Origin of the sequence: Xanthomonas sp. MUS 060, from assembly GCF_000963215.1 — a bacterium.
Taxonomy (GTDB): domain Bacteria; phylum Pseudomonadota; class Gammaproteobacteria; order Xanthomonadales; family Xanthomonadaceae; genus Xanthomonas_A.
Genome location: NZ_JZIM01000001.1, coordinates 219949 through 236198 on the forward strand (window position 1 = coordinate 219949; position 16250 = coordinate 236198).

Consider the following 16250-nt stretch of genomic DNA (forward strand, 5'->3'; position numbering starts at 1 on the left):
GTGGCGTGCCTTGCCACCATCCGGTCCTCGCGCGGCAAGCCCTTCGCGTCCTACGTCGCCGGTCTTCAGTCCTGGCGACGTTCGCATTCTCGGCATCGACCCCGGTTCGCAGCGCACAGGTGTGGGCATCATCGACGTGGACGCTGCTGGCCGTGCTCGGCACGTCTACCATGCGCCGTTGCGGTTGCTCGGCGAGGGCGATTTCTCGCAGCGGCTCAAGCGTCTGCTGCACGGACTCGATGCGCTGATCGAGGAGTATCGGCCGCAAGAAGTGGCGATCGAGCGGGTGTTCATGGGCAAGAGCGCCGATGCGGCGCTGAAACTTGGTCATGCCCGTGGCGCGGCGATTTGCGCGGTGGTGCTGCGCGACCTGCCGGTGCACGAGTACGCCGCCAAGCAAATCAAGCTGGCGCTTGTTGGTAAGGGCGCGGCGGAGAAACAACAGGTGCAGCACATGGTCGGGTTGATGTTGAGCTTGAGCGGGAAATTGCAGGCCGATGCCGCCGATGCGCTGGCGGTGGCGATCACCCATGCGCATGTGCGTGCCACTGCGCAACGCTTGGGCGTGGGCGCGCAGCAGGCATGGAGTAGAAAATGAGCGAGCATCGCGGAATCGGACGCATGGGGGGGAGGCGCACTGCGTGCCGCTCGGTCGATGTGGGTGCGCATGATGCGGTGCTGGCCTTGCGATCCTTGCCTGTCGCACGGTTGGCTGTTGCGCATTTGTGTTCGCACCTCGCGCATTGTGTCGGGGTGCTGCGATGATCGGTCGTCTGCGCGGCATCCTCGCCTACAAACAGCCGCCATGGCTGGTGATCGACGTCGGCGGGGTCGGCTACGAACTGGAGGCGCCAATGTGTACCTTCTACGACTTGCCCGACGTCGGTCGCGAGGTGATCCTGTTCACCCACTACGCGCACAAGGAGGACAGTGTCGCGCTGTACGGTTTCCTGCGCGAGAGCGAGCGGCGCCTGTTTCGTGATGTGCAACGGGTCACCGGTATCGGCGCGAAGATCGCCTTGGCGGTACTGTCCGGGGTCAGCGTGGACGAGTTCGCCCGGCTGATCACCGCCGCCGATGTCACCGCATTGACCCGCATCCCGGGCATCGGCAAGAAGACTGCCGAGCGGATGGTGGTGGAGTTGCGCGACCGGGCAGCGGACTTCAGCGGTGGCGCACCGATCACCGGGCAGCTAGGCGCCGACGTGGTCTCCGAGGCCACGGTGGCGTTGCAGCAGCTCGGCTACAAACCGGCCGAAGCGGCGAAGATGGCGCGCGATGCCGCCGCCGATGGCGACGAGGTTGCCATGGTCATTCGTAAGGCTTTGCAGTCGGCGCTGCGCTGATCGGTCGGCAGCTCCGGCCTCCCCTGCGTATTCTTCACGTCCTGGCGTTACTCTGTGACCATGTCCAGCTCTCCAAGTTCCACCTCCCGCCCAGGGAGTCACGATCCACATGCCAAACCGGGTTTCGGCTTGATGCTGACGGCGATCGGCGTGGTGTTCGGCGATATCGGCACCAGTCCGCTGTACACGCTCAAGGAGGCGTTCTCGCCGCACTATGGGCTCAACCCAGATCACAACACGGTGTTGGGCATTCTCTCGCTGGTGTTCTGGGCGTTGATGCTGGTGGTCACGCTCAAGTACGTCACGGTGATCATGCGCGCCGACAACGACGGCGAGGGCGGCATCATGGCGTTGACCGCGCTGGCGCAGCGCACGTTGCCCGCCGGTTCGCGCTCGATGTACGTCGTGGGCATTCTCGGAATCTTCGGCGCGTCGCTGTTTTTCGGCGATGGTGTGATCACCCCGGCGATTTCGGTGCTATCAGCGGTGGAGGGCCTGCAAGTGGCCGCGCCGCGCCTGCAGCCGTTCGTCGTGCCGATCACCTTGCTGGTGCTGGTGGTGCTGTTTCTTGGGCAGCGCTTCGGTACCGAGCGCGTGGGTAAGGCGTTCGGGCCGATTACCCTGGTCTGGTTCGTGGCGTTGGGCGCGATCGGCGTCTACAACCTGGTGCAGGCGCCGGAAGTGCTGTACGCGCTCAATCCGTGGTGGGGCATGCGTTTCTTCGCCGAACATAATTGGCATGCGGTGTTCGTCCTCGGTGCGGTGGTGCTCGCGGTCACCGGTGGCGAAGCGCTGTACGCGGACATGGGGCATTTCGGCGCCAAGGCGATCCGACGCTCCTGGCAGTTCGTGGTGTTGCCGATGTTGACCCTGACCTATCTTGGGCAGGGTGCATTGATGTTGCGCCACCCCGCCGCCGTCAATAATCCGTTTTACGAGGCCGTGCCGGCGTGGGCGCTGTATCCGATGATCGTGCTGGCCACAGCGGCGACGGTGATCGCTTCGCAGGCCCTGATTACCGGTGCTTATTCGGTCGCCAGTCAAGCCATGCAGTTGGGCTACATCCCGCGCATGCACATTCGCCACACCTCCGATTCCACCATCGGCCAGATCTACGTGCCGGCGGTGAACTGGTGCCTGCTGGCATTGGTGGTGGTGGCGGTTATCGGTTTCGGCGACTCGGCGTCGCTGGCCACGGCCTACGGCGTGTCCGTGATCGGCACCATGTTGATCACGACGGTGCTGATGATCATCTACGCGCGCGCCAATCCGCGTATGCCTGCACCTTTGTTGTGGCTGTTCGCGTTGGTGTTTTTGACGGTGGACGGCGCGTTTTTCTACGCCAACATCATCAAGTTCATGGACGGCGCCTGGTTCCCGCTGTTGCTCGGCCTGATCCTGTTCACCCTGATGCGCACCTGGCGTCGCGGCCGCAAGCTGCTGCATGACGAAATCCGCAAGGACGGCATCAAGCTCGATACCTTCCTGCCCGGGTTGATGTTGGCACCACCGGTGCGTGTGCCGGGAACCGCGGTGTTCCTTACCGCCGACCCGATGGTGGTGCCGCATGCGTTGATGCACAACCTCAAGCACAATAAGGTGCTGCACGAGCGCAACGTGTTCCTGACCGTGGAGACACTGCCGGTGCCATATGCGACCGCCAAGCAGCGGTTGAAGATGGATGCCATCGGTGACGAGTTCTACCGTGTCTATGTGCGCTTCGGCTTCATGGAGACCCCGGATGTGCCGCTGGCGCTGATGCGTTCCTGCGACCAGGGCGGGACGTACTTCGACCCGATGGATACCACTTACTTCGCCAGTCGCGAGACCATCGTTGCCAGCGCCAATCGCGGCATGCCCATCTGGCGCGACAAGCTCTTCGCGCTCATGCACCGCAACGCGGCCCCCGCCACGGGTTTCTTCCGTATCCCCGGCAACCGGCTGGTGGAGTTGGGTGCGCAGGTGGAGATCTGAGTGGGCTGGGCGTGGGATGCGAAAACGCGGCAGCGCGCGCAGTCCTTGCCTACAATAGACGCATGCCGATCCGTGCCCGCGCCACTGTTCGTTCGTCGATGATCTGCCCGATGGGCGGAGCCTGTGCCAGCACCCATGCTCCACGTCGCGAGTGCCGCTGATGGAGCGCATCATCGCCAGCAACGCCACCGGCGAGGACGACGCGGTCGAGGCCAGCATCCGACCCAAACGGCTGGACGATTATCTCGGCCAGCAGCCGGTGCGCGAGCAATTGTCGATCTACATCGAAGCGGCCAAGGCACGCGGCGAGGCGTTGGATCACGTGCTGATCTTCGGGCCGCCCGGGTTGGGCAAGACCACGCTCAGTCACGTCATCGCCAATGAGCTGGGTGTCAACCTGCGGGTGACCTCCGGCCCGGTCATCGAAAAAGCCGGAGACCTGGCCGCGCTGCTGACCAATCTGCAGCCGCACGATGTGTTGTTCGTCGACGAGATCCACCGTTTGTCGCCGGCTACGCCAACATCATCAAGTTCATGGACGGCGCCTGGTTCCCGCTGTTGCTCGGCCTGATCCTGTTCACCCTGATGCGCACCTGGCGTCGCGGCCGCAAGCTGCTGCATGACGAAATCCGCAAGGACGGCATCAAGCTCGATACCTTCCTGCCCGGGTTGATGTTGGCACCACCGGTGCGTGTGCCGGGAACCGCGGTGTTCCTTACCGCCGACCCGATGGTGGTGCCGCATGCGTTGATGCACAACCTCAAGCACAATAAGGTGCTGCACGAGCGCAACGTGTTCCTGACCGTGGAGACACTGCCGGTGCCATATGCGACCGCCAAGCAGCGGTTGAAGATGGATGCCATCGGTGACGAGTTCTACCGTGTCTATGTGCGCTTCGGCTTCATGGAGACCCCGGATGTGCCGCTGGCGCTGATGCGTTCCTGCGACCAGGGCGGGACGTACTTCGACCCGATGGATACCACTTACTTCGCCAGTCGCGAGACCATCGTTGCCAGCGCCAATCGCGGCATGCCCATCTGGCGCGACAAGCTCTTCGCGCTCATGCACCGCAACGCGGCCCCCGCCACGGGTTTCTTCCGTATCCCCGGCAACCGGCTGGTGGAGTTGGGTGCGCAGGTGGAGATCTGAGTGGGCTGGGCGTGGGATGCGAAAACGCGGCAGCGCGCGCAGTCCTTGCCTACAATAGACGCATGCCGATCCGTGCCCGCGCCACTGTTCGTTCGTCGATGATCTGCCCGATGGGCGGAGCCTGTGCCAGCACCCATGCTCCACGTCGCGAGTGCCGCTGATGGAGCGCATCATCGCCAGCAACGCCACCGGCGAGGACGACGCGGTCGAGGCCAGCATCCGACCCAAACGGCTGGACGATTATCTCGGCCAGCAGCCGGTGCGCGAGCAATTGTCGATCTACATCGAAGCGGCCAAGGCACGCGGCGAGGCGTTGGATCACGTGCTGATCTTCGGGCCGCCCGGGTTGGGCAAGACCACGCTCAGTCACGTCATCGCCAATGAGCTGGGTGTCAACCTGCGGGTGACCTCCGGCCCGGTCATCGAAAAAGCCGGAGACCTGGCCGCGCTGCTGACCAATCTGCAGCCGCACGATGTGTTGTTCGTCGACGAGATCCACCGTTTGTCGCCGGTGGTTGGTCGAAGAGGTGCTGTATCCGGCGATGGAGGACTTCCAGATCGACATCATGATCGGTGAGGGGCCTGCCGCGCGCTCGATCAAGATCGACCTGCCGCCGTTCACGCTGATTGGCGCCACCACGCGCGCGGGTCTGCTGACCGCGCCGCTGCGTGATCGTTTCGGTATCGTGCAACGCTTGGCGTTCTACACGCCGGAAGAGCTGGCGCGGATCGTGCGCCGTTCCGCTGGCATCCTCGGGATCGCGTGCGACGCCGATGGCTGTGCCGAGATCGCGCGGCGCGCGCGTGGCACCCCGCGCATCGCCAATCGCCTGCTGCGGCGGGTGCGCGACTTTGCCCAGGTGCGCGCTGGCGGGCACATCGACCTGGCGGTTGCGCAGGCGGCCACGCAGATGCTCAAGGTGGATGCCGAAGGCTTCGACGAACTGGACCGGCGCCTGCTGCGCACGATCATCGACTATTTCGACGGGGGTCCGGTTGGAGTCGAGTCGCTGGCCGCTTCGCTGTCGGAGGAGCGTGGCACTCTGGAGGACGTGATCGAACCTTATCTGATCCAACAGGGCTACCTGATCCGCACCGCGCGTGGGCGGATGGCCACCAACAAGGCGTATCTGCATCTGGGCATGCAACCCAAGCGGGACCCTGGTACCGAGGCTCGGGACTCGGAGGAGTTGTTCTGATGCGGACGAGGACTGCGATTAGTACAACCATCGGCGCTTCACCCTCGACCAGGAGCCGCTCATGACCACCGAATCCCGTATCGCTGGCCCCGAGTCCCGCCCTCTATTCAGTTGGCCGACACGCGTCTACTGGGAAGATACCGACGCCGGTGGTGTGGTCTACCACGCGCGCTACGTTGCCTTTCTGGAACGTGCGCGCACGGAATGGCTGCGCGCGTTGGGATACGGTCAGGAGCGTTTGCGCCTGGAGCACGATCTGGTGTTCGCGGTGCGCGCGATGCAGCTCGACTTCTTGCGTCCGGCTCGCCTGGACGACTCCCTGCAAGTGGGCGTCGCGTTGTCGCAATGCAAGCGTGCCAGCCTGCTGTTCGCCCAGTCGATTCACCGCGACGGCGAATTGTTGTTGCATGCGCAGGTGAAGGTGGCGGCGCTGAGCGCCGGCAGCTTCCGTCCTCGCGGCATCGACGATGTGTTGTACGCCGCATTGAACGTTATTCAAATCACTCAAGCCGAATCACTGAGGAACGACGGATGATTGCATTGCTTCTGGCCCTGCAGGACACAGTGGTGGAGACCCTGCCGCAGGACGTGACCCAGACCGCCGCGCAGGCCGTCGCCAGTACTGCCGCCCACGGCGGCATCAACTACCTGGACCTGATGGTCAAGGCCAGTTTGCCGGTCAAGGTGATCGTGCTGCTGCTGCTGCTCGGCTCGCTGATCAGTTGGGTCATCATCTTCCGCAAAGGACGGGTGTTCAAACAGGCCAATCGCGAGGCTGACGCGTTCGAGAACCGCTTCTGGTCCGGTGCCGACCTGAGCAAACTCTACGCTGGCGCGACCGACCGCAATCGCGTGATCGGCGGCCTGGAGGCGATCTTCGAAGCGGGGTTTCGCGAATTCGCCCGTCTGCGCGATAAGCGTCATCTCGATGCCCGGATCCAGTTGGAAGGTGCGCAGCGGGCGATGCGCGCCACCTATGCGCGCGAAGTGGATCGTTTGGAGCGCAATCTGGAACTGCTTGCCAATATCGGTTCCACCGCGCCCTACGTGGGCCTGGTCGGCACCGTGTTCGGCATCATGGTGACCATGCACGACATGATCAACAGCGGCCAGCAGGCTGGTATCGCGGCGGTGGCGCCGGGTATTTCCGAGGCGTTGTTCGCGACCGCAATCGGTTTGTTCGTGGCCATTCCGGCGGTGTGGGCGTACAACCGCTTCACTACCCGCGTCGAGCGTCTGGCCGTGCGCTTTGAGACCTTCTCGGAGGAGTTCAGCTCGATCCTGCAGCGCCAGGCCACCGGCGACTGAGCATCGCCCGCGTGTCCACGACTCACAGGATTTCCGCATGACTGCCGCCATTTCCCGCCGCAAGCGCCGCAAACTCAAATCCGAGATCAACGTCGTGCCGTACATCGACGTGATGCTGGTGTTGCTGATCATCTTCATGGTCACCGCGCCCTTGCTCAGTCTGAGCGTGGACGTGGATCTGCCCGATTCCACCGCACGCTCGGTGGAAAGCAAGAAAGACCCGGTCATCGTCACCGTCGATGCCGATGGCAAGTACACCTTGACCCTGCAGGACGGTAAGCCGGAGAAGCTCGCCAAGGAGGAGTTGCAGGCGAAAGTGCGTGCATTCATCGGCCAGAACAAGAACGTGCCGGTGTTCGTTGCCGCGCCGGGCAGCTCCAACTACCAGTTGGTCATGGACACCATGGTCCTGCTGCAGCAGGCGGGCGTTCCCAAGGTCGGTCTGATGAGTCAGCCGGGACACAATGCACGCTGACGTCGATTCCCGGCCGCCGCGTCTCCAGGACGACGGCGATGGTCTGATCTTCGGCATCGCCTTGGCCCTGGCGGTGCACGTACTGATCGCGCTGCTGTTTTTCCTTGCCTGGTGGTGGTCGCCTGTACGCGAGGTGGAGCCGGCGGCTGGCTCGCCGATGGTGGAAGCCGCGCTGGTGGTTTCGGCGTCGGACGTGCGCTCGGCGCAGAAAGCCGTGCAGGACGCGCCCAAGCCATTGCCGGAGCCGCTACCGGAGCCGGTCAAGCAGGTGGCCGAGGAAGACACCGTGCCGCCGCCGCAGCCGGTTCCCGTGCCGAAACCGCAGCAGGCACCGACGCCACAGCAGCAGAAGGCGCAGGATTTCATCCCGGTTCCGGACAAGGTGGACCAGGAGCGCGCCACGCGTGCCGCGATCTCCCAGGAAAAAGAGAAGCAGGAGCAGGAGGCCAAGCGCCGTCAGGAGCAGATCGATCTGACCGAGCAGAAACGGCAGCAGGAGGCCGAGCAGAAGCAGCGTCTGGCGGCGCAGCAGGAAGAGGAGCGCCAGCAGAAGATCGCCGAGATTCGCAAACAGCGCGAGAAGCTCGACCGCGAAGCGCAGCTGACCCAGCAGAAGCTGCGCCAGATCGCCGACTTGAGCGCCAAGCAAGCTGCGGCGGCGGCCACCAACACCCCGCAAGCGGCGCCGGGCCAGAACGGCAACAACACCGATTTGCAGGCCAAGTATGCCGCCGCGATACAACAGGCGGTGTTGAGCCAGTGGGTACGCCCGGATTCGGTGCCGCTGGGGCAGAAGTGCAAGATCGCGATCCGGCAGATCGTGGGTGGACAAGTAATCGAGGCCAAGGTCAGCCCCGATTGCCCCTACGACGAGGCCGGTCGGCGCTCGATCGAGGCGGCGGTGCTACGCGCTCAGCCACTGCCATATCACGGGTTTGAATCGGTGTTCGCGCGCGATTTGACCTTCAACTTCACCGCGCAGGATCGTTGAGCGGGCGCCGCTGTGCCTAGGCGCGCGTAGGCGGCTAGCGGCGTTCAGGATCGCGCCTGATTGGCGAAACGGCGCCATCTGCTGCCATCGGCTTCACACATCGATGGTTCATGATTGCGAATACATTCACCTGCGCATTGCTATCTCTTGCGCCTTTCCGATCCCCGCTGAGCGACCTATGAAGAAATTGCCGCGCTGGTTTGCCGTTCTGACTGCCCTGTTGCTGCCCCTGACTGCCTCCGCCCAGGACAAGGGGTTGGAAATCGATATTGTGGGTGGTAATGCGTCGGCGACTCCGATTGCTGTCGTGCCGATGCCGTATCAAGGCTCGGCCGCTGCCCCTTCCACCGACGTGGCGGCGGTGGTGCGTGCCGACCTCGATCGCTCCGGTCAATTCCGCGACCTGCCTGAGTCGCAGATGGTCGAACGCCCGACCCGCGGTAGCGATGTGCAGTACGCCACCTGGCGTGCGCTCAAACAGGACTATCTGGTGGTCGGTCGCGTGCTGGACGCGGGCGAGGGTGCCTACCGCGTCGAATACGAACTGTTCGACGTAGCCAAAGGCGAGCGTATTCTCGGCCTGGCGATGACCGCCCGCGCCAATGCGATGCGCGATGTCGCGCATCAAATGGCCGATGCGATCTACGAAAAGATCACCGGCGTGCGTGGTGCGTTCTGGACCCGCATCGCCTACGTCACCGCCAGCGGCAAGGGCGGGGCGATGCGCTATGCGCTGATGGTGGCCGATTCGGATGGCTACAACCCGCAGACCATCGTGCGCTCGGCCGAACCGCTGCTATCGCCGAACTGGAGCCCGGACGGCAAGAAACTGGCCTACGTCAGCTTCGAACACGGCAATTCCTCGATCTATATCCAGGACATCGCCACGGGTGCGCGTCAGCTGGTGTCCAGCTTCCGTGGCATCAATGGTGCGCCGTCGTTCTCCCCGGACGGCAGAAAGCTGGCCCTGGCGCTGTCGCGCAGCGGCAACCCGGAGATATACGTCATGGATCTGGGGAGCAAGCAATTGACCCAGCTGACCAATAACTTCGGCATCGATACCGAGCCGACTTGGGCACCGGATGGCAATAGCATCTATTTCACCTCCGACCGCGGCGGCCGCCCGCAGATTTATCAAGTGCCGGTGACCGGCGGTAGCGCCACGCGAATCACATTCCAAGGCAATTACAACGCCACCGCCAGCGTGTCCTACGACGGCAAAAAGATCGCCGTGGCCCAGGGCAGCGGCAACAGTTACAAGATCGCGATGATGGACCGCAGCCTCGGGTCGCCGCGTTGGAGCACCTTGTCCACCGGCTCGCTGGACGAGTCGCCGAGCTTTGCTCCCAATGCCAGCATGGTGCTGTATGCCGCACGTGAAGGGACTCGCGGAGTGCTGTACGCGGTCTCGGCGGACGCGCGCGTCCGCCAACGTTTGGTCCTGGCCGATGGCGATGTACGTGAACCGTCTTGGTCGCCGTATCGCACCGCGCGTTGACATGTAAGATTGATGTTAAGATTCCGCTGTTGAACCCCCTATCGGCCCAGGAGCCATCAAGGTATCGCCATGAACAAGACCACCCGCGTTCTGCTTGTTTCTCTGTTGTCCGTCGCAGCCCTGGCCGGCTGCTCGAAGAAGGTCAAGGAACACCCGCAGACCGACACCACCGGGACCACCGGGAGCACCACCCCGTCGGGTCCGTCGACCTCCGGCCTGTACGGCCCGGGCGATCTGAATACCGATGCTTGCCTGCGCCAGCGTGTGGTCTACTTCGATCTGGACAAGGACACCGTGAAGCCGGAGTTCCAGGCGATCATGGCTTGCCATGCCAAGTACCTGCGTGACCGTCCGTCCTCGCGCATCACCTTGCAGGGCAACACCGACGAGCGCGGCTCGCGCGAATACAACATGGGTCTGGGCGAGCGTCGTGCCAACTCCGTGTCGTCCGCGTTGCAGGCCAATGGTGGTTCCGCTGCCCAGCTGACCGTGGTGAGCTACGGCGAAGAGCGTCCGGTCTGCACCGAGTCGAACGAGTCCTGCTGGTCGCAGAACCGTCGCGTCGAGATCGTCTACACGGCGCAGTAAGACATGCGTATCGGTGTTCTGACATCGATGATCGTCGCGGCGACCCTGGTGGTCGCCGCGCCGGTTCATGCGCAACGTGCAAGCTTGGCCGACCGCGTCTCCGCGCTCGAGCAGCAGGCGATGAATTCCCAGGGCAACACCGACATGCTGAACCAGCTCAACCAGCTGCGGACGCAGATGCAGTCGATGCAGTCCACGATCGAACAACTGCAACACGAAAACGACCAACTCAAGCAGCAGACCAAGGACCAGTACCTGGATCTGGATGGCCGCTTGAACCAGGTCGAGAAGGGGGCTGGTGCCAGTCCGTCATCGCCTCCAGCCAATGCGGCGGCGCCTTCTGTCGCGCCAGCGACCAAGCCGGCGAGTATCTCCGAGTCGCCGCCATCGGTGCATGGCGATGCCGGCATGTTGGCCGCCACTGGCGACGAGCGCACCAACTACAACCTCGCCTTCGACGCGTTGAAGGCCGGTAAATATGCCGATTCGGCCAACCTGTTTCAGAATTTTCTGCAGAAGTATCCCAACGGCGTCTATGCGCCCAACGCGCTTTACTGGCTGGGCGAGAGCTATTACGCCACCAAGAATTTCGATCTGGCCGAGGCTCAGTTTCGCGATCTGATCGGCCGTTATCCGACGCACGACAAGGCCGCTGGCGCGATGCTCAAGCTGGGCCTTGCGCAGTACGGCGAAGGTCGTGTGCAGGAGGCCGAGCAGACCCTGCAACAGGTGATCGGCAAATATCCCGGCTCCGATGCCGCGCGTACCGCGCAGGATCGTTTGCAGTCGATTCGTATCGGTCAGCAGTTGCGCTGATCACTTCCGACGCTGCCGCCACCGTCGCGGGAGCACCTTTGATGCTGCCATGGCCGCCGTTCCCAGCGAGATCGTCCAAAGCCCACTCCCACGACTGAAGTTGACGGAAATCTTCCTGTCGCTTCAGGGCGAAGCCGACAGCGCCGGCTGGCCGACCGTGTTCGTGCGCCTGACCGGTTGCCCGTTACGCTGCAGCTACTGCGACACCGCTTACGCCTTTCATGGCGGGCAGTGGTGGGACATCGATGCGATCCTGGCCGAAGTGGCGCGTCACGGCGTGCGTCATGTCTGCGTCACCGGCGGCGAGCCATTGGCGCAGAAGCGCTGTCTGCAGTTGTTGCAGAGTCTGTGCGATGCCGGCTACGACGTATCGCTGGAGACGTCCGGCGCGCTGGACATCGCCGAGGTCGATCCGCGCGTTTCGCGCGTGCTCGACATCAAGACCCCGGCTTCTCAGGAGGCGCACCGTAACCGTTGGGAGAATCTGCCGTTGCTGACCGCACGCGACCAGATCAAGTTCGTGCTATGCGGTCGTGCCGACTACGAATGGGCATGTGCGCTGGTTGCCGAGCATCAACTGCAGGCGCGTTGCATGGTGTGGTTCTCGCCGAGCAAGAGCGACTTGGATGCACGGGAGCTGGCCGACTGGATCGTCGCCGATCGCCTGCCGGTCCGCTTCCAGATGCAGTTGCACAAGTTGCTGTGGAACGACGAGCCGGGGCGGTGAGCCGACTTGGGTGGCTCTTTGTTCGTGGGCCAGTGTTTGCCGGTGGTGCATCTGTATCCGTTCGCGTGTTCAGGCATTCCTTCTTTTCCCCCGGATCCGCGTGCCCATGAAAAACGCTGTTGTCCTTCTTTCCGGCGGCATGGATTCCGCCGTCGTCGTCGCCATCGCCCGCGCCCAGGGCTATGCCGTGCATGCGTTGAGCGTGCGCTATGGTCAACGCCACAGCTCGGAACTGGACGCGGCCGCACGCGTGGCGAGCGCCCTGAATGTGGTGGCGCACAAGACCGTTAACATCGATCTGCGCAGTATCGGTGGCTCCGCTCTGACTGACGACATCGAGGTGCCGGATGCCGGTGGCGTGGGTATCCCGGTGACCTATGTGCCCGCGCGCAATACCATCATGCTGTCCGTCGCATTGGGCTGGGCCGAGGTGTTGGGCGCGGCGGACATCTTCTGCGGCGTCAATGCGGTGGACTACTCCGGCTATCCCGACTGCCGTCCGGAGTTCATCGATGCCTTCCAAACCCTTGCCAACATCGCCACAAAGGCTGGTGTGGAGGGCGCAGGGCTGCGCGTGCATGCACCGCTGCAGCAGATGAGCAAGGCCGACATCGTGCGCGAAGGTGTGCGTCTGGGCGTGGACTTCGGTCTGACCGTTTCGTGCTACCGCGCCGACGCCGCCGGTCGCGCCTGCGGTCACTGCGATGCTTGTCGCTTGCGTGCCGCCGGCTTCGCCGATGCTGGTATCCCCGATCCGACTCGTTACGTTTGATTTCGCGAAACGCTCCGTACTGAGGTAGACTACGTACCCCGGCGCAATGCCGGGGCGTTGTTTTGGGCCGTTAGCTCAGTTGGTAGAGCAGAAGACTTTTAATCTTTTGGTCGATGGTTCGAATCCATCACGGCCCACCAATAAAAACAGTAATTTACGCTGAAAAATCCGCCCGCTAGGAACCTTGGCCTTGGGTTTGGTGCCTACTCGGTGCCTACATCCTTTGAGCTATCGGCGGCATCGTTTTCTGCGATGACTTTGTCTACCCATGCATGCAATCGCGACACCGGCCACAGCGCCCTGCGCCCGACCTTCACCGGCTTCGGGAACGTGCCGGCGCGCATGCGGTTGTAGATTGAGGATTTCGCAATCCCGGTGATCTTCATCACCCGTGGCAGTGATGCCAGTTCTTCCCATTCACTCTGCGCCATGCTCATCACACCCCTCCTGCTCTTCCAGCTTCTGCATAGCCGCGAGTTCTTTCGTCAACTGCTGAATCTTCTCAATTTTGCGCTGGCGCTCGGCAATACCTGCCTCCTTGCTTCGGGCTTCCCTGTATTTGTGTGCTGCGCTAACAGGGTCTTCCGCATCCCATACTTCCTTTGGGATACTAACGTCCCAGCAGTTCCTTTCGCCGCCCCAATAATTGACGTAACTAACCACTATCTCTTTGGTGCTGTGCCTTATTTGCGTTATCTCTCTGGCCTCGCCACAGCCTAATGCCTGCACCATCGGCTTAAGAAGCTCGCGCATGTGATTGTGCGCTGCATCTGTGATTTCCTGCATCCGCTCCCACCGCGCCACGCTGTCGTGTAACTTAGACATTCCGCACCTCCTGCGTCTGTGCTGCCATTGCTGCGTCGATAGCGCTGTTAATTTCTGCACTGAAAAGCTTGTCATCGTTATCGATAAAGACTTCTTTCCCATGTGGCAAAAACAGACGCACATCTGCGTTTCCGCGATGCAGTACGATATGAATATTCCAGCCCGGCGGGAGTTTGGCGGCGGCCCGCACTACTGCCTTTCCGATATTTCGCTCTTCGCGGGTCATGTGATCCTCATAAAATTTTCTGGTCATTCGATGACCTCCCGATATTTGACAGCTACGCGCAATACTTTGTCGTTTGCGCCACGCCTAGCTTCCTCCGCAGTTTCATGTATGCACATGCAATCAGCGCTGACCATATTGTCATGAGGAGCAATACTACCGTCGCTATACTCATTAACGTAGATAACGCGCGGCTCCTGTTTGACGCGGTAGTCACAACAGCCCCAGTCCCACAGGGGATCACTAATGGTCGTCCAAACTGAGCACGATCCGACATCGCCGCATTCAATCTGTTTTCCGTCAATATAAGCCTGCATGACTTCGATCATGCGTTGAGTTTCAGTCTTGTTCATCGATGATCCTTAGAGCTTTCAAAGCGTCTCCGCAGAAACTCGTCGAAGCGATTGCGCCGGGGAACCTTACATAAACAGAACGATCACGGACGCAAGTAATCAGCCCACGAAACTTCGGGTGGTGCGAACACTCACCGAGTCTCCACTCAACCCGCTGGCCGCGTTTGAATTTTGGCGTATCAGGCTTGTTCATCGCATATGTCCCAGAGTTGCTTGGCTCCACGTGGCGTCCAACGGTGTCCGCACTTTAAACACGTGCAACTAATACCAAGAATGTCGCCCGTCTCAAGATCATCCGATTTTTTCGATAACATGCCATCACTTACCGTCGTAAAGAGGATTGCCTCAAAAACCTCAGCAATACTTAGATCGCGCGATCTGCATTTAGGACAGCACCTCGTTACTTTCATACGATGTTCCGCGTCGCGCCATTCGTTTGTGGTATCAGGCTTGTTCATTGCTGACCTCAGATGCACCTCTGTACAGTGGATAGCACGACCAGCCAGGTGGAACGACCTTCGGCTTCTCACGCTGCGGCCATTCGCAGCCTGATGGATTTCTGACCATCCATGCGCTCGGTTCTTGCTGCGCGGGCAGGGCGGACCTGGCTTCTCCGATAGCGGTAGCAGCATCTTGGGCATTCATCTGCTGCAGCAGAGATTGCAGACACCGCAGCTTGCCGTCCAGCGCGCCGACCGCATCCAGCCGAACAGGCTTGCGTGCAGCTTCAAGCAGCGTTTCCAGGGTGTCGTTCTGCCCTGTTTCTTGCGTGTTGACGCCTGTAGCTTCTGCAAAAATTTCGCGCGTAAGTATGTTTGAAATACGCTCAACTCCATCCAGCACACCTTCACCGCGATGCTTAAATAACTGCGCGGCAAAATAAATTTCATGCGCGATATCGATTATCTTGTCTTCATCGATGTTCGTGTTCATGTTGTTCCCTCAGAATGGAATATCGTCATCTGCGAAGTCGTCAATCGGTGGCGGCTGCGGCGTTGACTGCTGTCTTTGCGGCTGCGTGCGCTGGCGATTTCCGCCTGATGAGCTATCGCTATCACCACGGCCACCGAGCATCTGCATCTCGTTGGCGACGATGTCCGTGGAATACGTCTCCACGCCGTCCTGGCCGGTGTACTTGTCGTAGCGCAGCGAACCCTCGACGTAGACCGAACTCCCTTTACGCAGGTACTCGCCAGCGATTTCGCCCAGCTTTCCGAAGAACACCACTCGGTGCCACTCGGTGCGCTCCTGCTGGTTGCCGTCGCGGTCCTTGCGCACGCTGGTTGTCGCCAGACTGACGCGGGTGATGGCCATGCCGGACTGGGTGTACTTGGTGTCGGGATCGTTGCCGAGGTTGCCGACGAGGATGACGCGGTTGATGCCACGTGCCATTACGCCACCTCCCCAATCTCAAGCCGCTCTGGCAGATGCTGGCGAGCGAAGGTAACGAATGCCTCCAATTCGCGCTCTACGTCGCCAGCCAAGCCCGGATAGCGGTACATCGTCAGCGGATGCACTGCGCGTATGACATATGTCTTCGGATCGCGCTCTGAATTGCTCCACTCGAATACGTTCCATCGGAACTCGTCTGCACCGAACACCTCCAGATAGATGCGCCACTGGTAGCTGTCCAAGAAGCGCTCCGGGTCGAATCGCGCCGTCGTCTTATGGTCGTCCACTCGCCGACCGTGGATCGCGTCCACCATGCCGACGAGCGTCACGGAGAAACCGTCGATCACGTAATCGCGTGTGGCCTTCAGCTCGCGCACGTCGGGTATGTCGATATCTGCATCGGTTGCGATCTCGAACCTGTACCCGTCCTGCTCGAACACACCGACTTCGCCTGGTTCGGCCAACTCAAGTGCCTTATGGAATGCGCGCCCAGCAAGCATCGGCTCGGTTGGCTCCATCTGTCGCCGAAGCTGGGCCAGCAGCGGATCCAACTCGGCTTCTTCGTTGTCCCGGTAGTAGCGGAACGCATCAATCTCGGTGGCGGATACACGCAT

The 16250-nt window shown here is 61.7% G+C and carries 19 protein-coding genes, 1 tRNA gene and 3 pseudogenes; 16 read left to right on the top strand and 7 right to left on the bottom strand.

Annotated elements, in window-relative coordinates:
* Window positions 1-85 precede the first annotated feature (85 nt).
* The 16 genes and pseudogenes from ruvC (at window position 86) to XANALMUS060_RS00990 (ending at window position 12983) form a co-directional block, all read left to right on the top strand.
* The gene (gene ruvC / locus XANALMUS060_RS00915; RefSeq protein ID WP_082064830.1) at window positions 86-598 is read left to right on the top strand and encodes a crossover junction endodeoxyribonuclease RuvC; all 513 of its coding nucleotides are present in this window, start codon (window positions 86-88) and stop codon (window positions 596-598) included.
* Between the two features lie 163 nt (window positions 599-761).
* The gene (gene ruvA, locus XANALMUS060_RS00920; RefSeq protein WP_045736760.1) at window positions 762-1346 is read left to right on the top strand and encodes a Holliday junction branch migration protein RuvA; all 585 of its coding nucleotides are present in this window, start codon (window positions 762-764) and stop codon (window positions 1344-1346) included.
* 132 nt (window positions 1347-1478) lie between these two features.
* Window positions 1479-3320 (top strand): potassium transporter Kup, encoded by a 1842-nt coding sequence (locus XANALMUS060_RS00925; RefSeq protein ID WP_235430316.1) that lies wholly within the window; start codon window positions 1479-1481, stop codon window positions 3318-3320.
* A 160-nt stretch (window positions 3321-3480) separates the two neighbouring features.
* Window positions 3481-3831, top strand: a pseudogene (locus XANALMUS060_RS00930) (AAA family ATPase); the annotation flags it as partial.
* Between the two features lie 2 nt (window positions 3832-3833).
* A pseudogene (locus XANALMUS060_RS00935) lies at window positions 3834-4469 on the top strand (KUP/HAK/KT family potassium transporter); the annotation flags it as partial.
* A gap of 160 nt (window positions 4470-4629) precedes the next feature.
* Window positions 4630-5668: pseudogene (gene ruvB, locus XANALMUS060_RS00940) on the top strand (Holliday junction branch migration DNA helicase RuvB).
* A 61-nt stretch (window positions 5669-5729) separates the two neighbouring features.
* Window positions 5730-6203, top strand: coding sequence for a tol-pal system-associated acyl-CoA thioesterase (gene ybgC / locus XANALMUS060_RS00945; RefSeq protein WP_045736764.1), 474 nt, complete (start codon window positions 5730-5732; stop codon window positions 6201-6203).
* Window positions 6200-6976 (top strand): protein TolQ, encoded by a 777-nt coding sequence (gene tolQ / locus XANALMUS060_RS00950; RefSeq protein ID WP_045728258.1) that lies wholly within the window; start codon window positions 6200-6202, stop codon window positions 6974-6976. Before ybgC ends, tolQ begins: the two co-directional genes overlap by 4 nt.
* A gap of 37 nt (window positions 6977-7013) precedes the next feature.
* Complete coding sequence (gene tolR / locus XANALMUS060_RS00955) at window positions 7014-7451, top strand: protein TolR (protein ID WP_045728257.1); 438 nt, start codon at window positions 7014-7016, stop codon at window positions 7449-7451.
* Window positions 7441-8442, top strand: coding sequence for a cell envelope integrity protein TolA (gene tolA, locus XANALMUS060_RS00960; RefSeq protein WP_045736765.1), 1002 nt, complete (start codon window positions 7441-7443; stop codon window positions 8440-8442). The genes tolR and tolA overlap by 11 nt, the downstream gene beginning before the upstream one ends.
* 178 nt (window positions 8443-8620) lie before the next feature.
* Window positions 8621-9940: a Tol-Pal system beta propeller repeat protein TolB gene (gene tolB, locus XANALMUS060_RS00965; RefSeq protein WP_045728255.1), complete on the top strand. Its 1320-nt coding sequence runs from the start codon at window positions 8621-8623 to the stop codon at window positions 9938-9940.
* 69 nt (window positions 9941-10009) lie between these two features.
* Window positions 10010-10528 carry a peptidoglycan-associated lipoprotein Pal gene (pal, locus tag XANALMUS060_RS00970; RefSeq protein ID WP_045728254.1) on the top strand — a complete coding sequence of 173 codons (519 nt, stop codon included), beginning with the start codon at window positions 10010-10012 and terminating at the stop codon, window positions 10526-10528.
* Between the two features lie 3 nt (window positions 10529-10531).
* Complete coding sequence (gene ybgF, locus XANALMUS060_RS00975) at window positions 10532-11344, top strand: tol-pal system protein YbgF (protein WP_045736766.1); 813 nt, start codon at window positions 10532-10534, stop codon at window positions 11342-11344.
* 49 nt (window positions 11345-11393) lie between these two features.
* Complete coding sequence (gene queE / locus XANALMUS060_RS00980; protein WP_045736767.1) at window positions 11394-12071, top strand: 7-carboxy-7-deazaguanine synthase QueE; 678 nt, start codon at window positions 11394-11396, stop codon at window positions 12069-12071.
* Between the two features lie 106 nt (window positions 12072-12177).
* A complete protein-coding gene (gene queC / locus XANALMUS060_RS00985; protein WP_045728251.1) occupies window positions 12178-12843 on the top strand; it encodes a 7-cyano-7-deazaguanine synthase QueC in 666 nt (221 codons plus the stop codon).
* Window positions 12844-12907: 64 nt separating this feature from the next.
* Window positions 12908-12983 (top strand) — tRNA-Lys (locus tag XANALMUS060_RS00990).
* A gap of 63 nt (window positions 12984-13046) precedes the next feature.
* Here the strand turns inward: XANALMUS060_RS00990 and XANALMUS060_RS00995 are convergent.
* The 7 genes from XANALMUS060_RS00995 to XANALMUS060_RS01025 form a co-directional block, all read right to left on the bottom strand.
* Window positions 13047-13280 carry an AlpA family phage regulatory protein gene (locus tag XANALMUS060_RS00995; protein ID WP_045736768.1) on the bottom strand — a complete coding sequence of 78 codons (234 nt, stop codon included), beginning with the start codon at window positions 13278-13280 and terminating at the stop codon, window positions 13047-13049.
* Window positions 13261-13668 (bottom strand): hypothetical protein, encoded by a 408-nt coding sequence (locus XANALMUS060_RS01000; RefSeq protein WP_045736769.1) that lies wholly within the window; start codon window positions 13666-13668, stop codon window positions 13261-13263. Before XANALMUS060_RS01000 ends, XANALMUS060_RS00995 begins: the two co-directional genes overlap by 20 nt.
* Window positions 13661-13894: a hypothetical protein gene (locus tag XANALMUS060_RS01005; protein ID WP_235430288.1), complete on the bottom strand. Its 234-nt coding sequence runs from the start codon at window positions 13892-13894 to the stop codon at window positions 13661-13663. Before XANALMUS060_RS01005 ends, XANALMUS060_RS01000 begins: the two co-directional genes overlap by 8 nt.
* Before the next feature lie 23 nt (window positions 13895-13917).
* The gene (locus XANALMUS060_RS01010; RefSeq protein WP_045736771.1) at window positions 13918-14244 is read right to left on the bottom strand and encodes a hypothetical protein; all 327 of its coding nucleotides are present in this window, start codon (window positions 14242-14244) and stop codon (window positions 13918-13920) included.
* 444 nt (window positions 14245-14688) lie between these two features.
* Window positions 14689-15177, bottom strand: a complete 489-nt coding sequence (locus tag XANALMUS060_RS01015; protein ID WP_045736772.1) for a hypothetical protein — start codon at window positions 15175-15177, stop codon at window positions 14689-14691.
* Between the two features lie 9 nt (window positions 15178-15186).
* Window positions 15187-15636: a single-stranded DNA-binding protein gene (locus XANALMUS060_RS01020; RefSeq protein ID WP_045736773.1), complete on the bottom strand. Its 450-nt coding sequence runs from the start codon at window positions 15634-15636 to the stop codon at window positions 15187-15189.
* Window positions 15636-16250, bottom strand: coding sequence for a hypothetical protein (locus tag XANALMUS060_RS01025; RefSeq protein ID WP_152640345.1), 615 nt, complete (start codon window positions 16248-16250; stop codon window positions 15636-15638). Before XANALMUS060_RS01025 ends, XANALMUS060_RS01020 begins: the two co-directional genes overlap by 1 nt.

Bases quoted from the DNA above. Each gene is read 5' to 3' on its own strand.
- XANALMUS060_RS01020 (WP_045736773.1), bottom strand. From the start codon at position 15,636: ATGGCACGTGGCATCAACCGCGTCATCCTCGTCGGCAACCTCGGCAAC.
- tolB (WP_045728255.1), top strand. From the start codon at position 8,621: ATGAAGAAATTGCCGCGCTGGTTTGCCGTTCTGACTGCCCTGTTGCTG.
- XANALMUS060_RS01025 (WP_152640345.1), bottom strand. From the start codon at position 16,250: ATGCGTGTATCCGCCACCGAGATTGATGCGTTCCGCTACTACCGGGAC.
- tolR (WP_045728257.1), top strand. From the start codon at position 7,014: ATGACTGCCGCCATTTCCCGCCGCAAGCGCCGCAAACTCAAATCCGAG.
- queE (WP_045736767.1), top strand. From the start codon at position 11,394: ATGGCCGCCGTTCCCAGCGAGATCGTCCAAAGCCCACTCCCACGACTG.
- XANALMUS060_RS00925 (WP_235430316.1), top strand. From the start codon at position 1,479: ATGCTGACGGCGATCGGCGTGGTGTTCGGCGATATCGGCACCAGTCCG.
- ybgC (WP_045736764.1), top strand. From the start codon at position 5,730: ATGACCACCGAATCCCGTATCGCTGGCCCCGAGTCCCGCCCTCTATTC.
- tolQ (WP_045728258.1), top strand. From the start codon at position 6,200: ATGATTGCATTGCTTCTGGCCCTGCAGGACACAGTGGTGGAGACCCTG.
- pal (WP_045728254.1), top strand. From the start codon at position 10,010: ATGAACAAGACCACCCGCGTTCTGCTTGTTTCTCTGTTGTCCGTCGCA.
- ybgF (WP_045736766.1), top strand. From the start codon at position 10,532: ATGCGTATCGGTGTTCTGACATCGATGATCGTCGCGGCGACCCTGGTG.
- queC (WP_045728251.1), top strand. From the start codon at position 12,178: ATGAAAAACGCTGTTGTCCTTCTTTCCGGCGGCATGGATTCCGCCGTC.
- tolA (WP_045736765.1), top strand. From the start codon at position 7,441: ATGCACGCTGACGTCGATTCCCGGCCGCCGCGTCTCCAGGACGACGGC.
- XANALMUS060_RS01005 (WP_235430288.1), bottom strand. From the start codon at position 13,894: ATGACCCGCGAAGAGCGAAATATCGGAAAGGCAGTAGTGCGGGCCGCC.
- XANALMUS060_RS01015 (WP_045736772.1), bottom strand. From the start codon at position 15,177: ATGAACACGAACATCGATGAAGACAAGATAATCGATATCGCGCATGAA.
- ruvA (WP_045736760.1), top strand. From the start codon at position 762: ATGATCGGTCGTCTGCGCGGCATCCTCGCCTACAAACAGCCGCCATGG.
- XANALMUS060_RS01000 (WP_045736769.1), bottom strand. From the start codon at position 13,668: ATGTCTAAGTTACACGACAGCGTGGCGCGGTGGGAGCGGATGCAGGAA.
- XANALMUS060_RS01010 (WP_045736771.1), bottom strand. From the start codon at position 14,244: ATGAACAAGACTGAAACTCAACGCATGATCGAAGTCATGCAGGCTTAT.
- XANALMUS060_RS00995 (WP_045736768.1), bottom strand. From the start codon at position 13,280: ATGAGCATGGCGCAGAGTGAATGGGAAGAACTGGCATCACTGCCACGG.